At 65.0% G+C, this 14,674-nt stretch carries 18 protein-coding genes; 7 read left to right on the top strand and 11 right to left on the bottom strand.

All coding sequences use genetic code 11. The features are described from left to right. Positions 1 to 21 precede the first annotated feature (21 nt). Entirely contained in the window at positions 22 to 150 is a 129-nt protein-coding gene (locus VSX79_RS08090) for an entericidin A/B family lipoprotein (protein WP_179496492.1), read from the top strand. Between the two features lie 15 nt (positions 151 to 165). Here VSX79_RS08090 and tatC read toward each other — a convergent pair whose 3' ends face one another. From tatC to VSX79_RS08045, 9 genes are all read right to left on the bottom strand, one after another. Next, positions 166 to 972: a twin-arginine translocase subunit TatC gene (gene tatC, locus VSX79_RS08085; RefSeq protein WP_179496494.1), complete on the bottom strand. Its 807-nt coding sequence runs from the start codon at positions 970 to 972 to the stop codon at positions 166 to 168. After that, positions 969 to 1,361: a Sec-independent protein translocase protein TatB gene (gene tatB, locus VSX79_RS08080; RefSeq protein ID WP_326915123.1), complete on the bottom strand. Its 393-nt coding sequence runs from the start codon at positions 1,359 to 1,361 to the stop codon at positions 969 to 971. Before tatB ends, tatC begins: the two co-directional genes overlap by 4 nt. Positions 1,362 to 1,393: 32 nt before the next feature. Beyond that, positions 1,394 to 1,627 (bottom strand): twin-arginine translocase TatA/TatE family subunit, encoded by a 234-nt coding sequence (locus VSX79_RS08075; protein WP_179496498.1) that lies wholly within the window; start codon positions 1,625 to 1,627, stop codon positions 1,394 to 1,396. A gap of 25 nt (positions 1,628 to 1,652) precedes the next feature. Next, entirely contained in the window at positions 1,653 to 2,246 is a 594-nt protein-coding gene (gene scpB / locus VSX79_RS08070) for an SMC-Scp complex subunit ScpB (protein ID WP_179496500.1), read from the bottom strand. Continuing rightward, positions 2,243 to 3,016 carry a segregation and condensation protein A gene (locus VSX79_RS08065; protein ID WP_326915122.1) on the bottom strand — a complete coding sequence of 258 codons (774 nt, stop codon included), beginning with the start codon at positions 3,014 to 3,016 and terminating at the stop codon, positions 2,243 to 2,245. The genes scpB and VSX79_RS08065 overlap by 4 nt, the downstream gene beginning before the upstream one ends. A 7-nt stretch (positions 3,017 to 3,023) precedes the next feature. Continuing rightward, positions 3,024 to 4,031 (bottom strand): beta-N-acetylhexosaminidase, encoded by a 1,008-nt coding sequence (gene nagZ, locus VSX79_RS08060; RefSeq protein WP_179496502.1) that lies wholly within the window; start codon positions 4,029 to 4,031, stop codon positions 3,024 to 3,026. 107 nt (positions 4,032 to 4,138) lie between these two features. After that, positions 4,139 to 4,888 carry an SPOR domain-containing protein gene (locus tag VSX79_RS08055; RefSeq protein ID WP_179496504.1) on the bottom strand — a complete coding sequence of 250 codons (750 nt, stop codon included), beginning with the start codon at positions 4,886 to 4,888 and terminating at the stop codon, positions 4,139 to 4,141. After that, the gene (gene argS, locus VSX79_RS08050) at positions 4,888 to 6,615 is read right to left on the bottom strand and encodes an arginine--tRNA ligase (RefSeq protein WP_179496506.1); all 1,728 of its coding nucleotides are present in this window, start codon (positions 6,613 to 6,615) and stop codon (positions 4,888 to 4,890) included. Before argS ends, VSX79_RS08055 begins: the two co-directional genes overlap by 1 nt. Positions 6,616 to 6,751: 136 nt before the next feature. Continuing rightward, positions 6,752 to 7,423, bottom strand: coding sequence for a hypothetical protein (locus tag VSX79_RS08045; RefSeq protein WP_326915121.1), 672 nt, complete (start codon positions 7,421 to 7,423; stop codon positions 6,752 to 6,754). 174 nt (positions 7,424 to 7,597) lie between these two features. Between VSX79_RS08045 and ispH the strand changes: the two genes are divergently transcribed. From ispH to rnhA, 3 genes are read left to right on the top strand one after another with little or no spacing between them, the layout of a single operon-like run. Next, positions 7,598 to 8,578 carry a 4-hydroxy-3-methylbut-2-enyl diphosphate reductase gene (ispH, locus tag VSX79_RS08040; RefSeq protein ID WP_179496510.1) on the top strand — a complete coding sequence of 327 codons (981 nt, stop codon included), beginning with the start codon at positions 7,598 to 7,600 and terminating at the stop codon, positions 8,576 to 8,578. After that, positions 8,578 to 9,540, top strand: coding sequence for a homoserine kinase (thrB, locus tag VSX79_RS08035; protein WP_326915120.1), 963 nt, complete (start codon positions 8,578 to 8,580; stop codon positions 9,538 to 9,540). The genes ispH and thrB overlap by 1 nt, the downstream gene beginning before the upstream one ends. Next, positions 9,537 to 9,995 (top strand): ribonuclease HI, encoded by a 459-nt coding sequence (gene rnhA / locus VSX79_RS08030; protein ID WP_326915119.1) that lies wholly within the window; start codon positions 9,537 to 9,539, stop codon positions 9,993 to 9,995. Before thrB ends, rnhA begins: the two co-directional genes overlap by 4 nt. Before the next feature lie 35 nt (positions 9,996 to 10,030). Here rnhA and VSX79_RS08025 read toward each other — a convergent pair whose 3' ends face one another. Next, positions 10,031 to 10,207, bottom strand: a complete 177-nt coding sequence (locus VSX79_RS08025; protein ID WP_326915118.1) for a YegP family protein — start codon at positions 10,205 to 10,207, stop codon at positions 10,031 to 10,033. Between the two features lie 86 nt (positions 10,208 to 10,293). Then, positions 10,294 to 11,433, bottom strand: coding sequence for an NAD(P)/FAD-dependent oxidoreductase (locus tag VSX79_RS08020; RefSeq protein WP_326915117.1), 1,140 nt, complete (start codon positions 11,431 to 11,433; stop codon positions 10,294 to 10,296). A gap of 98 nt (positions 11,434 to 11,531) precedes the next feature. Here VSX79_RS08020 and VSX79_RS08015 point away from each other — a divergent pair, with 98 nt between their 5' ends. The 3 genes from VSX79_RS08015 to VSX79_RS08005 are packed head-to-tail and all read left to right on the top strand — an operon-like array spanning position 11,532 to position 14,658. Further along, positions 11,532 to 12,014, top strand: coding sequence for an A24 family peptidase (locus VSX79_RS08015; protein ID WP_326915116.1), 483 nt, complete (start codon positions 11,532 to 11,534; stop codon positions 12,012 to 12,014). Between the two features lie 54 nt (positions 12,015 to 12,068). Beyond that, on the top strand, positions 12,069 to 13,109 hold the full coding sequence (gene cpaB / locus VSX79_RS08010) for a Flp pilus assembly protein CpaB (protein ID WP_179496522.1): 1,041 nt from the start codon (positions 12,069 to 12,071) through the stop codon (positions 13,107 to 13,109). A 1-nt stretch (position 13,110) separates the two neighbouring features. Next, positions 13,111 to 14,658, top strand: a complete 1,548-nt coding sequence (locus VSX79_RS08005) for a type II and III secretion system protein family protein (RefSeq protein WP_326915115.1) — start codon at positions 13,111 to 13,113, stop codon at positions 14,656 to 14,658. Positions 14,659 to 14,674 lie beyond the last annotated feature (16 nt).

The following is a 14,674-nucleotide window of genomic DNA, read 5'->3' as shown; positions in this document are numbered from 1 at the left end:
CATCTTGGAGAGGTTAGAAACATGACGAGTTTCCGTGCAATTCTTCTCGCCCTTCTCGCCAGTGTTCTGGTTACGGGCTGCAACACGGTGAAGGGCGCTGGTCGCGATATCGAGTCGGTCGGACAGGCCGGCAGCGACGCTATCGACTGATTTTGACGACTTACCCTAAGCCTCTTCGAGAGGCTCGACAGGCGCCTCTTCGGCGCCTGTTTTGCGTCGGCGCTGGGTAAACCAGATCGCGAAGAGCGACATTTCATACAGAAATACCAACGGCACCGCGAGCAGCAGTTGGCTGAGGATGTCGGGCGGCGTGAAAACCGCCGCGATCGCAAAGGCCGCGACGATCATGTAGCGCCGCGCCGACACCAGCTGCTCGCGCGTAACCAGCCCCGACCGCTCGATCAGCATCAAGAGGATCGGCAGCAGGAAGGCGATGCCGAACGCCATGATAAACTGCATCGTGAAGCTCAGATAATTGCCGACCGAAGGCAGCGCCTCCTGCGTGATCCCGCCGATATCGCCCTGGTAGCCGAGCAGAAATTTGAGCGCGATCGGGATGGTGATGAAATAGGCGAAGCTCGCGCCGATCGCGAACAGCACCGGCGTCGCGAGCAGGAAAGGCAGCAGCGCACGCTTTTCCTGCTTGAAGAGGCCCGGTGCGACGAATTTCCACAGCTGGTTGGCGATGACCGGAAAGGCGATCATCATCGCCGCGAACAGCGCGACCTTGATCTCGACGAAAAAGGCTTCGAACAGCTGGGTATAGATCAGCTTCCCCTGTCCGGCGCGGACCAGCGGCTGGACGAGGATCCCGAAAATCGGCTTCGCATAATAGAGGCAGATCCCGAAAGCGAAGCCGATCGCCAGCAGCGATTTCAGCAGCCGCGAGCGCAGCTCGATAAGATGGTCGAGCAGCGGCATCTTGCCGCCGGCGCCATCTTCCTCCGCGGACGCGGATGTCTCCGCGCTCATGGCAACGGGCCGTCCTTCGGCGGCACGGCATGGGTTTCAGGCGGTCCGGCGGCGGCGGCCTGATCGACCTCGGCGTCAGTTGCCGGAGGCGCGGCTTCGTCTTGTGTTGCCGGTACCGATGCGGCGGGCTGCGACGTGCCGACATCGTCGATGCGCGGAAATTCCCGCATGATCGCCTCATTCTGCTCGCGCCACTGCTTCTCGAGTTCCTCGAGCTCGGCCTCGCGCATCATCGTGTCGAGTCCGGCGCGGAAATGGCGGGCCATACCGCGCGCCTTCCCCATCCATTTGCCGACAAAGCGCATCGCCTTGGGGAGGTCCTTGGGGCCGATAACGACCAAGGCCACCACCACGACGAGCAGCAACTCGGTGGGCGCAACATCGAACATTTAAAAGCCCAATCCCCGCAAGCAGCCAGAATTTAGCGGTTTTCGGTTTCCGCGGTGGGCGTCGGCGTCGCGGTCAGATCGGGCGTGCGCTGGCCTTCGATCTGCTTCGGCGCGGGGGTCGGCGCGTCGTCTTCCGACATCCCCTTCTTGAAGCTTTTAATGCCCTTGGCGACATCGCCCATCATGTCGGAAAAGCGGCCCTTGCCGAACAGCAGCAGGACGAGGATCCCGACCACGAGCCAGTGCCAGATGCTGAAGCTACCCATCTCAAAATCTCCTTGAAGGGCCCATCTAAGCCTCTTCGCCGTCTTTTACTAGGTCCAGTTCGCCCATCGCTTCCTCGAAAGCGAGATCGACCGGGTCGAGGAGACCCGCCGCGCGCAAATCTTCGATTCCCGGCAGGTCCTTGCGGCTGGTGAGGCCGAAATGTTGCAGAAACGCGTCGGTCGTCTTGTAGATCAGTGGCCGCCCCGGAACTTCGCGGCGGCCGGCGGGCATGATCCATTCGGCTTCCATCAGCACATCGAGCGTGCCCTTCGAGGTCTGGACACCCCGGATCGCTTCGATTTCGGCGCGGCTGACCGGCTCGTGATAGGCGATGATCGCCAGCACCTCGGCGGCGGCACGCGACAATTTGCGCGGGTCGTCGCGTTCGCGGCGCAAAAGATGTGCCAGATCGGCCGGGGTCTGAAAATGCCAGTGCCCGCCGCGCTCTACAAGCTCGATACCGCTTCCCGAATGGCGCTGCGCGATATTTTCGATGATCGCCTTCACCTGGCCCGGCGTCATTTCGTCGCCGAGGCGCGCCGCGACCTGCCGCGCGTCAAGCGGCTCGTCGCTGGCGAACAACATCGCCTCTATCGCGCGCTCAAGATCGTCGATCATGCTTGTGCTGCTTTCAAATAGAGCGGCTCGAAGGCGCCATCCTGCCGCAATTCGACGCGGCCCTGCCTTGCCAATTCAAGCGCCGCGACGAAACTCGATGCGATGGCTGAGCGGCGCAGCGGACCGTCATAGTCACCGGGCAGGAAATCAGCGAGTTCGGCCCAGTCGAGCTTCACGCCCAGCATTCGCTGGAGATGATGCAGCGCGGCGTCGAGGGTGATTACCGGGCGACGAGACACCATGTGCACGACGGGTTCGGAGCGCAGCTTGACCTGGCCATAGGCTGCTAGGAGATCATAGAGGCTCGCGTCCCAGCGACGAACCTTGATATCGCGAAGCCCCTCCGGCTTGGCGCGCAGAAAGACATCGCGGCCGATACGATCGCGCGCCAGCAGGCGCGCGGCCGCGTCGCGCATCGCCGCGAGCCGCTGAAGGCGGAGTTGCAACCGCAGCGCCAGCTCGTCCGGCGATGGATCCTCGAGCGGATCCTTCGGCAGCAACAGCGCCGATTTGAGATAGGCGAGCCACGCCGCCATCACGAGATAATCGGCGGCCACCTCCAGCTTCAACTCGCGCGCCTCGGCGATGAAGGTCAGATATTGCTCGACAAGCGCAAGGATCGAAATCTGCTTGAGATCGACCTTCTGGCTGCGCGCGAGCGCCAGCAAGAGGTCGAGCGGCCCCTCCCAGCTTTCGAGCGATAGCTGCAAAGCGTCGTCGCGTTCGGGCGCTGCCGGTACGATCTCGAAATCGAGCGGCAAAGCCTCCATCAGCGGATCAGGCCGTTGCCAGCAGCGCGTCGCGCTGATCGACCAGTGTCGCAAACGCGCGGGCATCGCCGGTGCCCGACACCCGGTCCATCGCACCCTCCAGCCGCGCACGCGACACGGTGCTGATCGGATCGAGCGCATTCGCAATCCCGATCATGTCGTCCATCTTCGCCCAGCAATTGAGCGCAATGTCGCAGCCCGCAGCGATCGCATCGGCGGCGCGCGACGGGACGTCGCCCGACAGCGCCTTCATGTCCAGGTCGTCGGTCATCAGCAAGCCGTGAAAACCGATACGCTGGCGAATGATAGTGTCGATGACGATCGGCGACAGCGTCGCGGGTCGGTCGGGGTCCCACGCCTCGAAAATGACGTGGCAGGTCATGGCCATCGCCGCGTCGCGCAGCGCCGCGAACGGCGCGAGATCGGTCTGCAGGTCGCGATCCGGCGCGGTAACCGTGGGCAGCGCCTCGTGCGTGTCGAGCAGCGCGCGGCCGTGGCCCGGGATGTGCTTGACGATCCCGACGACGCCGCCGGCCTGCAATCCGCCGAGGATCGCACGGCCCAGCGCCGCGACGCGCATCGGTTCGCTACCGAGCGCGCGGTCGCCGATCACATCGCTTGCGCCCGGCTGGCGCACGTCGAGAAGCGGCAGGCAATCGACGGTAATGCCCACCTCGGCGAGCATGGCGGCGAGCGCCATCGCGTTGAGCCGTGCCGCCTCGATCGCGCTGGCGGGCGCCCGGTCGTACAGCGCGTCGAATGCCGCGCCACTCGGGAATAGTGGCCATTCGGGGGATTTCATGCGCGCGACGCGCCCGCCTTCCTGGTCGATCAGGATCGGCAGGTTGCCGCGGCCGTCGAGACCCCGAAGCTCGTCGGTCAGGCGCCGCAACTGCTCGCGGTTTTCGATGTTGCGGCCAAACAATATATAGCCCGCGGGGTCGCTGTCGCGGAAAAAGGCGCGCTCGTCATCGGTGAGGGTCAGGCCCGACACGCCGAAAATAGCAGGTATCATCGTCCTTCAAACTCCATCGGTCGCCGCCCCCTCAGGCAACGACCAGCACGGTAACATGCCATAGCGACGGGATTGCACCAACGGAGTCTGCGGCCAAGCGGGCCGAATCAGCGGACGACGACGCAATTTTCACCCGCAACACGCAATTTTCCGCATAAATTCGACGCGTTGGCGGCCGTTCCTGCCGACACGCGCAGGCGATAGACGGTTCCGTCGCCGACCTTGGCGGGCGAAACCGATTTATTGAGTTCGGCCAGATAGGCAAAACGCTTCGACAGGTTGGTCCATGCCTTCACGGCCGCTCCCTCGCTGCTGAACGCGCCGAGCTGGATCATCGCCGTTCCCGATGCAGGCGCCGCCGGCGTGCTCTCGTCCGCCTTGGCCGGAGCGGCCGGGCTGGACTTGCCGCCGGTAGCGGCCTTAGCGGGGGCTTTCTTTTCGGCGGCTGCCTTCTTGGCGGCCGCCTCGCGTTCCGCCGGCGTCACAGCGGGTTCTTCGGGCATCCGCGCCGGGTCGACCTTGCCCGCTGGCTGCGCGCCCTCGCTGGCGGAAAAGGCGGCATCGCCCTCTCCTTCAAAGGTTTTCGCGCCATCACTCTTGGGGGCTATCTTGTACCCCCCCTGCTCCGCGGCGATCAGTTCGCCCTTGCCGCGCGCGCCGCCGTTCTGAACCCACCAAAGGCCGCCAAGCACCGCGCCGATCAGGAGCAACCCACCAAGGACCATGACGAGCAACCGGACTGGCGAAACCTCGCCATCTTCCTCGAACCCGTCGGCCGCTTCGAGCCAGGGCAGCCGATCCTCGTCATCGAGGCCAAGCCCCGTCTCGCCCTGCCCCGCATCCTTCCCCTCGGCCATCAATTCATCTCCTCGAGCGCCTCAACCCCCATCAGGGAGAGCCCGTTGCGGATAACCTGCCCGATTCCGTCGGCCAAATAAAGCCGCGTCGCGGTCAGTTCGGGGTCATTGTCGAGCACGATGCGCGCGGACGGGTCGTCGTTGCCCAGATTATACCAGGCGTGGAACGCCGCAGCGACGTCGGCCAGAAAGAATGCGATCCGGTGCGGCTCGCGCGCCGACGCCGACGCTTCGACCGTGCGCGGGAATTGCGCGAGCAGCTTGATCAGCCCCAACTCATGCGCGCTCAGCCGTGCGGGAGCCGGTGCCGGCAAGTCGATCCCCGCTTCGGCGGCCTTCTTGCGCAGGCGCGCAATCCGGGCGTTGGCATATTGCAGATACCAGACGGGATTGTCGCGCGACGCCTCGACGACCTTGGCGAAGTCGAAGTCCATCTGCGCGTCGGCCTTGCGCGTCAGCATGGTGAAGCGCACCGCATCCTTGCCGACCTCTTCGACGACATCGGCGAGCGTGACGAAATTGCCCGCACGCTTCGACATCTTGAACGGCTCGCCATTCTTGAGCAGGCGGACCATCTGCACCAGCTTGACGTCGAAACGGGTCTTGCCGCCGGTGAGTGCCGCGACCGCGGCCTTGATCCGCTTCACTGTGCCCGCATGGTCGGCGCCCCAGATGTCGATCAGCTCGTCGGCATTCTGGCTTTTCTGGAAATGATAGGCGAGGTCGGCGCCAAAATAGGTCCAGCTGCCGTCCGACTTCTTGATCGGGCGGTCCTGGTCGTCGCCGAACCGGGTCGAGCGGAACAACGGCAGCTCGACCGGCTCCCAATCCTCGGGCGTTTCGCCTTTCGGGGCTTCGAGCAGGCCGTCGTAGACGAGATCATGATCGCGCAGCCATTTTTCAGCGGCGGCGGGTTTGCCCTCGGCCTGCAGCTCGGCTTCGGAGGAGAAAAGGTCGTGATGGATGCCGAGCTTGGCCAGGTCGGCGCGGATCATATCCATCATCGCGCTGACCGCTTCGGCGCGGAACAGGCCGAGCCATGCGCTTTCGGGCGCATCGACGAAGCGGTCGCCATGCTCGGCCGCCAGCTTGCCGCCGACGGGTTTCAGATAGTCGCCGGGATAGAGCCCCTCGGGAATCGCCCCGATCTCCTCGCCGAGCGCCTCGCGGTACCGCATGTGCACCGATCTTGCGAGCACATCGACCTGCGCGCCGGCGTCGTTGACGTAATATTCGCGGATCACTTCGTGCCCCGCATATTCGAGCAGCGCGGCGAGCGCGTCGCCGACGACGGCGCCGCGACAATGGCCGACGTGCATCGGGCCCGTGGGATTGGCCGAGACATATTCGACGTTGACGCGCCGCCCCTGCCCCATCGTCGATCGACCGTAGTCGCCGCCTTCGCTGAAGATCAGCGCCAGTTCGTCGCGCCAGCTGTCGTCGGCAAGGCGCAGATTGATGAAGCCGGGGCCGGCGACGCTCGCCTCGGTCACCTCATCGAGCTTGCCGAGTTCACCGACGAGCAGGTCGGCAAGCGCACGCGGGTTCATTCCCGCGGGCTTCGCAAGCACCATGGCGGCATTGGTCGCGACGTCGCCGTGCGCGGGGTCGCGCGGCGGTTCGACGCTGATCGCGCCGCGGTCGAGGCCGGCGGGCAAGGCGTCGCGGGCGGCGAGCGCATCGAGCGCGGTGCCGATATGGTCGGAAAAACGGCTGAACAGGGTCACGGGGCTTGGCCTATCTTGGATCGGGAAAAGTCTTGCGCGCGCCCTATCCCAGCTTGCGGCACGCGAAAAGCCCTGCGTCACCGGGCGGCGCGCAGGGCGTGAAGAGGCGAACGGCGTGGCTACGCCGCCGCGAGGCCTATCGTCGGACGTTATATTCGAGCTGATCCTGCGTCAGCTGAAAGCCGACGAGCAGTTCAAAACTGGCGCGCTGCACCGCCGCGCGCACTTCGGGAAGGCTGAGCGGGTCAATCGCGGCGTCCTGGTCCCCCGCCTTGCGCTTGCGCGTGATGCGTTCCTGGATATCGGCGGGCAGCGTCGCCGCGGCGCGATCGACATAAGCCGAAGCCTGCCCGCGCCCGGTGCCGCGCACCTGCCCTTCCGCAAAAGTCACAGCGACATTGCCCAGGCGCTTTGCAACCACCGCAGTCCCGCCCTGCAACACCGTGGCGTAATAGGGCAGCGTCACAGTGCGCGCCGGTCCGGCATCGCGGCGCGTCGCGACAACATCGAAACTCGCGAGCTGATAGACTTTCTCACCCGTGTCGTTGCACTGCGGCGTCACATTGGTAATCGCGGCGACGACATCGACCGCGCTCGCATCGCGGCTCGTCGCGGGATCGAACAGCGTGATATCGCCGGTGTGCAGCGGCACAGCGACCGCCGGACAGGCGCTGCGCGTCGCGGTGATGCCGACGCCGCCCGAGACGTCGATTTCATTGTCCTTCGCACAGCCCGCCACCGTCGCCATGGCCGCCGCGCCGCACAGCATGGCCAGGAACTTACGGGACGGAAACGAAGTGGACATCATGATAATCGGGCTTTCCAAATAAGGCGCACGGACAAGTCCGGGACGATTGATCCCGCTTCATGCGCGCCGCTTCTTATCGGTGCGATGAACGAGGCGCAACAAAGAGAACGACAAAGACACCAGGGACGAAGCGGCTTTACCCCATGGGACTTGCTGCGCTAGAGCGCGCGCATCATGAACGCACCCCATCCGACGACGCCCACGTCCGGCCACGAAGCGGCAGAACTCAAGGTTTTGATTGCCGCGCCGCGCGGTTTCTGTGCCGGCGTCGATCGCGCGATCCGCATCGTCGAACTCGCGTTGCAAAAATATGGCGAGCCCGTCTACGTCCGTCACGAGATCGTGCACAACCGCTATGTCGTTGACTCGCTTAAAGAGCAGGGAGCGATTTTCGTCGAATCGCTCGACCAGGTCCCCGATGGCGTTCCGGTGGTGTTCAGCGCGCATGGCGTCCCCAAAGCCGTGCCGGCAAAGGCCGAGATGCGCGGGCTCGATTATATAGACGCGACCTGTCCTTTGGTATCCAAGGTGCATCGGCAAGCCGAGCGCGCGCATGAATCCGGGAGGCACATCGTCTTTGTCGGACACGCGGGCCACCCCGAAGTCGTCGGCACGCTGGGCCAGCTCCCCGAGGGCGCGATGTCGCTGGTGGAATCGGTGGACGATGTCGCCGCACTGACACCGAGCGATCCCGCGATGCTGTCATACCTGACCCAGACGACACTCTCTGTCGACGACACGCGGGACATCATCGCAGCATTGCAGCACCGCTTTCCCGCGATCAGCGGCCCGCGTGGCGAGGACATCTGCTACGCCACGTCGAACCGTCAGGACGCGGTGAAGGCGATCGCGGGCGAATGCGACCGCATGATCGTGATCGGGGCGCCCAACAGCTCGAACAGCCTCCGCCTGGTCGAGGTGGCCGAACGGCTGGGGACGCCCGCGCATCTCGTCCAGCGCGGCACCGATGTCGATCGGGCCTGGCTGGAAGATATTTCGACGCTCGGCATCACCGCCGGGGCCAGCGCGCCGGAGACGCTGGTCCGCGAAGTCATCGACGCTGTCGCCGCCATTCGCCCGGTCGTCGAGGATATCGTCGTCACCGCCGAAGAGCATATGATCTTCAAGTTGCCGCGCGGACTCGAAGCGGCCTGATGGCGGTCTATACCCACGTCGAGCCCGACGATCTCGCAGCACTGGTGTCCCGCTACGACATCGGTACCGTCGTGTCGTGCAAGGGCATTGCCGAGGGCGTCGAGAACAGCAATTTCCTGCTCGAGACCACCGGCGGGCGCTTTATCCTGACGCTCTACGAAAAGCGCGTCAGCGAAGGCGACCTGCCGTTCTTTGTCGATCTGCTCGATCATCTCGCCGGCCAGAATTGCCCCGTTCCGGCCATGATCCGCGATCGAACGGGTATCGCCATCCAGCAGATTTCGGGGCGCTCCGCCTGCCTCATCCAATTTCTTCAGGGCATTTCGCTGACCCAGCCGACATCGGAACAGTGCGAAGCCGCCGGTGCGGCGCTCGGCACGATGCATCGCGCGCTCGAGTCCTATGCCGGTGGACGCGAAAACAGCATGGGTCACGATCATTGGCGCGCCGTGGCCGAAGGGGCGGGAAATCTCGATGTCGTGCTCCCGGGATTGCAGGCAATCGTCGATGAGGAGCTTGGGCATCTCGACGCGCGCTGGCCGAGCGGCTTGCCCGCGCACGTCATCCATGCCGACCTGTTCCCCGACAATGTCCTGATGCTCGGCGACCGCGTCACCGGCCTCATCGACTTCTATTTCGCGGCTAGCGATTTTCGCGCCTATGATCTGGCTATAACCCACGCGTCATGGACCTTTTCGACCGACGGCAGCCAGTGCGATCCGGCGCGCGCACGCGCGCTGATGCGCGGCTATTTACGGGAAATATCGTTGACGGACGCAGAGATCGCCGCGCTGCCCCTGCTCGCACGCGGGGCGTCGCTCCGTTTCCTGCTGACCCGCGCGCACGATTGGGTGCACACACCCGCCGACGCGCTCGTCACGCGCAAGGATCCATCGCCCTTCCTCGCCCGTCTGCAGCGCTATCGCGCCGCCGACGCCGCCAGCCTGTTCGCGTTCGCATGACGACAAGCACCGCCAAGACCGTGATTGTCGCCACCGACGGAGCGTGCAAGGGCAATCCCGGTCCCGGCGGCTGGGGCGCGGTGCTGCGCTGGGGCGATGTCGTCAAGACGCTGTCCGGGGGCGAACCCGACACGACGAATAACCGCATGGAGCTGATGGCGGCGATCGAGGCGCTCGCCGCGCTCAAGCGCAGTTGCAACGTCGAACTCTCGACCGACAGCGTCTACGTCCGCGACGGTATCACCAAATGGATTTTCGGCTGGCAGAAAAACGGCTGGAAGACCGCCGCGAAAAAGCCCGTCGCCAATGCCGACCTGTGGCAACGGCTGATCAAGGAAGCCACGCGGCACAAGGTCGAATGGCTCTGGGTCAAGGGCCATGCCGGGCACGGCGACAATGAGCTGGCCGACCAGCTCGCCAGCGACGCCGCGCTGGAAATCGCGCGGGCGCGCTGATCTGGTTGGCCGGTGGGGCGCCCGCGCGCGCCCGTCTATTCGGTTTCGCGGACTTCGGCGCCGGGTCCGTTCTTCAGGATCGACTCGATCGCGTTTTTCGCCGAGGCCTTGCTGCTATAGCCTTCGGTCCAGAAGATCGGTTCGCTATTATATTTGAAATAGGCGACAAATTCGCCCGCCTTGTTCTTCTTGATCTCGAAATAATGGGTCATGCCATCCTCCACATTCGCGCCACGTCGGGGACGACGAGCGAAACATATGTTAATTCAATCGCTTCGCCGTGCAAGAAAAGAACGGCTCAGGCAAAGCGCGAGGGCGTAAAAGGCACGGGGTCGATCCGCCCGATCGCGCCCAATTGCGCCGGCGCGCCCAATTGCGCCGCGAGCAGCCCCGCAATCGCCGGCGCGGTCTGGATGCCGAATCCTCCCTGCCCTGCACACCAGACAAACCGGTCTTCGTGGCGATCGGGACCGAAAACGGGAAGCCGGTCGGGGGCGAAGCTGCGCAGGCCGGCCCATTTGCGCTCCACGGCGGCCACCGGCCAATCGACGACCGACTGCATCCGCTCGATCGCGATGGCGACGTCAATGTCTTCGGGCGCCACGTCGTGCGCCGTGGTCGGGGTCTCGTCGTGGGGGCTGAGCCACACACGCCCCTCGCTTTCACCCTTGAAATAGAATTGCCCGCCGACGTGGATCACCAACGGCAGTTCGGCTGGCACCGCAGCGCCGAGCCGCACTTGAAGCACCGTCCGCCGATACGGCTGGATTCCGACCGGCGCGACACCGCAAGCGGCCGCGACGTGATCGGCCCACGCGCCCGCGGCGTTCACGATCACCGCCGCCTCAATCTCGCCGTCGCCCAGCTGGACCCTCCATCCGTCGCCCGCGCGGCGGGCGCGGCGGGCGCGGCGCAGCGGAGCGCGGGTCACCAGCGATGCGCCCGCACGTCTCGCGGCGCGAAGATAGGCTGTGTGGAGACCGCCGACGTCGATATCCCGGCATGCGGCTTCATAAGCCGCTTCGCTCCATTCCGGACGCAGGCCGGGAATTCGCTCGGCGAGGGCGGCCCCGGACATCCGCTCGATCTCCACGCCTCGCGCCTTGAACTCAGCGGTGAAAGCATCGACCGCCGCCGCTTCGGATGTCCGTCCCACGGTCAGCGCCGAGCGCGACGACAGAAAGCCATGGTCCGAAAACGCCGGGTCGGGCCTCAGCAATGTTTCGAGCGAGGCCAGCGTCAAGGGCTGCACCCCCGCCCCGCCATAGGTTTCGTGCCAGAACGCCGCCGACCGGCCGGTGGCATGATAGCCGGGCGCGTCCTCGGATTCCGCCAGCACGACGCGTCGCCAGGGCGCAAGCGCTGCTGCCAGGCTCGCACCGGCGATACCGGCGCCGACGATCAGGACATCGGTGGCGGAAGGCGGCCTGTCGGTCATCGTCCCGCCGCATATCCCCTGGACCGCGGAATGCAAGGCCGCCGTGCCGAACGGAACATGGTTACTCTTTGGTAAGCCATGTTGCGTAGGAGGAGGCAATGGATAGCAGCGCGACCTCGCTCGGCCTGATGGTCATTCTTGGCCTGCTGATGATTGCAGCGGCAATCAGCGACGTGCGGTCGCGGACGATTTCAAACGAGCTCAACGCGGCGATGGCGCTGCTCGCGATCCCTTTCTGGATCGCGACGGGACTCGCGCTCTGGCCCGAGATCCCCGTTCAATTCGGAGCCGCCCTTCTCGTATTTCTGATTTTCGCGGGCTTGTTCGCCGTCGGCGCGATGGGCGGCGGCGACGTGAAAATGATCGGCGCGGTGATGCTGTGGATCCCGCTTCCGCTGTTCTTGCCCATGCTGATGATCATGGCGATCGGGGGAGGCATCCTGTCAGCCCTGATGCTTATCCATATGAAATTGCGGCCATCGGACAAGCCGGTCGAGGTACCCTATGGGGTCGCCATAGCCGCTGCGGGCCTTTGGGCGCTTCACCAACAATATCTTAACCAGTTTCAGGTTATCGGATGACCTGAGGGAAAAGCACGACCGTCTCTGGTGGGTGCAGGAGGGCGACAACTCGTCATGGATACGCGAAAGATTATGCTGATCGTCGGCGCGCTGGTGATTGCCATCGGCGCGGCGTTCGGGGTCAACCAGATGATGCGCGGCGCCGCCGCCCCGTCCGCACGAGCGGCGGCTGCACCGGAAATCACTGGCCCGACGATTCTCGTCGCGACGCGGCAACTGCCGGTCGGCACGATCATCGGCCCCGACAGCTTCCGGTTCCAGCCATGGCCGAAGGAACTGGTCGAGCAAGCCTATTTCCTGAAGGACAAGACCGACGTGAACACGCTGGTCGGCACCGTCGTGCGCCATGCGATCACGGCCGGGCAGCCGCTCACGCAGGGCGCCCTGGTTCATCCCGACGACCGCGGCTTCCTCGCCGCGGCGCTCGGGCCTGGAATGCGTGCGGTCACCGTCAAGGTCTCGCGCGAACAGGGCGTCGCCGGCTTCGTCTTTCCGGGCGACCGCGTCGATGTGATGCTCGCCCAGCGGATATCGGTCGACTCCGACACCTCATCCTACCCGGACAAGGAATTGTTCACGGCGGAGACGATCATCCGCAACGTTCGCGTCCTTGCGACGGATCAGCGCTATAATGCCGAGGACGAGACGGGCAAGACGCCGGTCCGCACCTTCAGCTCGGTAACGCTCGAAGCCACGCCGGACATTGCCGAAAAGATCGCTGTTGCCCAGGATATGGGCAAATTGTCGCTCGCGCTCCGTCCGCTGGCCGAAAGCGCCGGCGAACTCGAAGCCGCGATCGCGTCGGGCGAGATCGATGTTCCCGCCGGAGCCGGAACGGCCGCGGAGAAAAAGATGCTCGCCGAAGCCGCCGCGCGACCGACGTCCAACCGCTCGTCGGCGACGACCGGCGGCGACGTCTCGCGCTTCTGGATCCCGGTACGCGGCCGCGTCACCTCGCCGCGCACGCCGCAGCCGGAAAGCCGGGGGGTTTATACCCCGTCCAATGGCGGCCGCCAGGCGGCTGTGCCGACCGGCCCGGTGGTGCGCATCACCCGCGGTGACAAGATGACCGAAGTTCCGGTTGGGGGTAAGTAACATGAAAAGCAAAGCCAATTTCAAGGCGGCGGCTCTGGCGCGCACCCTGGCCATCGGCCTTGTGGCAGCGACGCTGGTCGCGGCGCCTTCGCAGCCCGTCATCGCCCAGGCCGTCCAGGCCGCCAGCGGCAGCCTCGAACTGTCGGTCGGCCGCGGCCGTCTGGTCAGCCTTCCGGCCACGATGTCCGATGTTTTCGTCGCCAACGACGAGGTCGCCGACGTCCAGGTCCGCTCGGGCCGCCAGCTTTATGTCTTTGGCAAAAAGCCGGGCGAAACCAGCATCTACGCCACCGATGCCAGCGGCCGGGTCGTCTTTTCGACGGTCGCCCGCGTCGGCAACAATATCGAGACGATCGACCAGATGCTGTCGCTCGCCATGCCTGACGCCAGCATCGCGGCGAACCCGATGAACGGTTTCGTGCTGCTCACCGGGACGGTACAATCGCCCGACGATGCCGCCGAAGCCGAACGGCTGGTTCAGGCCTTTGTCGGCGAAGAGACCAAGGTCCTCTCCCGCCTGCGCACGGCAACGCCGCTGCAGGTCAATCTGCAGGTCCGTATTGCCGAAGTGAACCGCTCGCTCGTCAAGGAAATCAGCGGGAACATTGCGACCCTCGACTCGACCAGCGGTTTCCTGGGCGGTGTCTTTGGAGGTCGGAATCCCGGCACGATTACTCGGATACCTGCGCCGACCGCAGTCTTTCCCGGTAGTCCGGTGCCGCGTCCCTACGATCCTACCACGGGCCTGCCGATCAATTCGCCGTTCCTCGGCACCTCCTATGAGATCACCACTCCCGCCGGTACGCGCAGTCTCGCCGGTGCGGGTCGTCTGTTCGGGCTCGACCTGCTCGCCTCGCTCGACATCGGCGAGCGGTCCGGGTTGGTCGCGACGCTGGCGCAGCCGAACCTGACCGCGATTTCGGGCGAGACGGCCGATTTCCTGGCGGGCGGCGAATTCCCCGTGCCGATCCCCGGCAACTTTGCCGGTACGACGATCGAGTATCGCAAATATGGCGTCAGCCTGGCCTATACGCCGACCGTGTTGTCGAACGGCCGGATCAGCCTGCGCGTCCGCCCCGAAGTATCCGAACTGTCGACCGAAGGCGCGATCGAGATGCAGGGCTTTCAGGTACCCGCGCTGACGATCCGCCGCGCCGAAACGACGGTCGAGCTCGGTTCGGGCGAAAGCTTCATGATCGCCGGCTTGCTGAACAACCGCTCGATCGGCGCGATCGACAAGATGCCCGGGCTCGGCGATGTGCCGCTGCTCGGCACCTTGTTCAAATCGGACAGCTTCCGCCGCGGCGAAACCGAACTCGTCATCGTCGTGACGCCCTATCTGGTCCAGCCCGTGTCGGCGAACGACATCAAGCTGCCGACCGACGCATTTCAGGACACGCACGATCTGCAACGGCTGCTGCTCAACCAGACGAGCGATGGCGTGACGGGCGGCGATCGCCCCAAACCGCGGCTCGATACCAACGTCGGCGACGCCGACCGTCCGCAGACCGGTGGCGGCAACGCCGCGCCCGGTTTCAACATCAAGTGACGCGCCGGATTTCAGG

This window comes from Sphingopyxis chilensis, assembly GCF_035930445.1.
Taxonomy (GTDB): Bacteria; Pseudomonadota; Alphaproteobacteria; order Sphingomonadales; family Sphingomonadaceae; genus Sphingopyxis; species Sphingopyxis chilensis.
Note: the sequence above shows the minus strand (reverse complement) of the source record. Positions and strands in the feature narration are given on the sequence as shown.

What these genes read in the sequence shown, in the direction of transcription:
- VSX79_RS08055 (WP_179496504.1), bottom strand. Translation starts at nt 4,888, where the DNA reads ATGGCCGAGGGGAAGGATGCGGGGCAGGGCGAGACGGGGCTTGGCCTC.
- nagZ (WP_179496502.1), bottom strand. Translation starts at nt 4,031, where the DNA reads ATGATACCTGCTATTTTCGGCGTGTCGGGCCTGACCCTCACCGATGAC.
- VSX79_RS08090 (WP_179496492.1), top strand. Translation starts at nt 22, where the DNA reads ATGACGAGTTTCCGTGCAATTCTTCTCGCCCTTCTCGCCAGTGTTCTG.
- VSX79_RS08015 (WP_326915116.1), top strand. Translation starts at nt 11,532, where the DNA reads ATGGATAGCAGCGCGACCTCGCTCGGCCTGATGGTCATTCTTGGCCTG.
- cpaB (WP_179496522.1), top strand. Translation starts at nt 12,069, where the DNA reads ATGGATACGCGAAAGATTATGCTGATCGTCGGCGCGCTGGTGATTGCC.
- scpB (WP_179496500.1), bottom strand. Translation starts at nt 2,246, where the DNA reads ATGATCGACGATCTTGAGCGCGCGATAGAGGCGATGTTGTTCGCCAGC.
- VSX79_RS08065 (WP_326915122.1), bottom strand. Translation starts at nt 3,016, where the DNA reads ATGGAGGCTTTGCCGCTCGATTTCGAGATCGTACCGGCAGCGCCCGAA.
- tatC (WP_179496494.1), bottom strand. Translation starts at nt 972, where the DNA reads ATGAGCGCGGAGACATCCGCGTCCGCGGAGGAAGATGGCGCCGGCGGC.
- VSX79_RS08075 (WP_179496498.1), bottom strand. Translation starts at nt 1,627, where the DNA reads ATGGGTAGCTTCAGCATCTGGCACTGGCTCGTGGTCGGGATCCTCGTC.
- ispH (WP_179496510.1), top strand. Translation starts at nt 7,598, where the DNA reads ATGAACGCACCCCATCCGACGACGCCCACGTCCGGCCACGAAGCGGCA.
- VSX79_RS08020 (WP_326915117.1), bottom strand. Translation starts at nt 11,433, where the DNA reads ATGACCGACAGGCCGCCTTCCGCCACCGATGTCCTGATCGTCGGCGCC.
- rnhA (WP_326915119.1), top strand. Translation starts at nt 9,537, where the DNA reads ATGACGACAAGCACCGCCAAGACCGTGATTGTCGCCACCGACGGAGCG.
- VSX79_RS08005 (WP_326915115.1), top strand. Translation starts at nt 13,111, where the DNA reads ATGAAAAGCAAAGCCAATTTCAAGGCGGCGGCTCTGGCGCGCACCCTG.
- tatB (WP_326915123.1), bottom strand. Translation starts at nt 1,361, where the DNA reads ATGTTCGATGTTGCGCCCACCGAGTTGCTGCTCGTCGTGGTGGTGGCC.
- VSX79_RS08045 (WP_326915121.1), bottom strand. Translation starts at nt 7,423, where the DNA reads ATGATGTCCACTTCGTTTCCGTCCCGTAAGTTCCTGGCCATGCTGTGC.
- thrB (WP_326915120.1), top strand. Translation starts at nt 8,578, where the DNA reads ATGGCGGTCTATACCCACGTCGAGCCCGACGATCTCGCAGCACTGGTG.
- VSX79_RS08025 (WP_326915118.1), bottom strand. Translation starts at nt 10,207, where the DNA reads ATGACCCATTATTTCGAGATCAAGAAGAACAAGGCGGGCGAATTTGTC.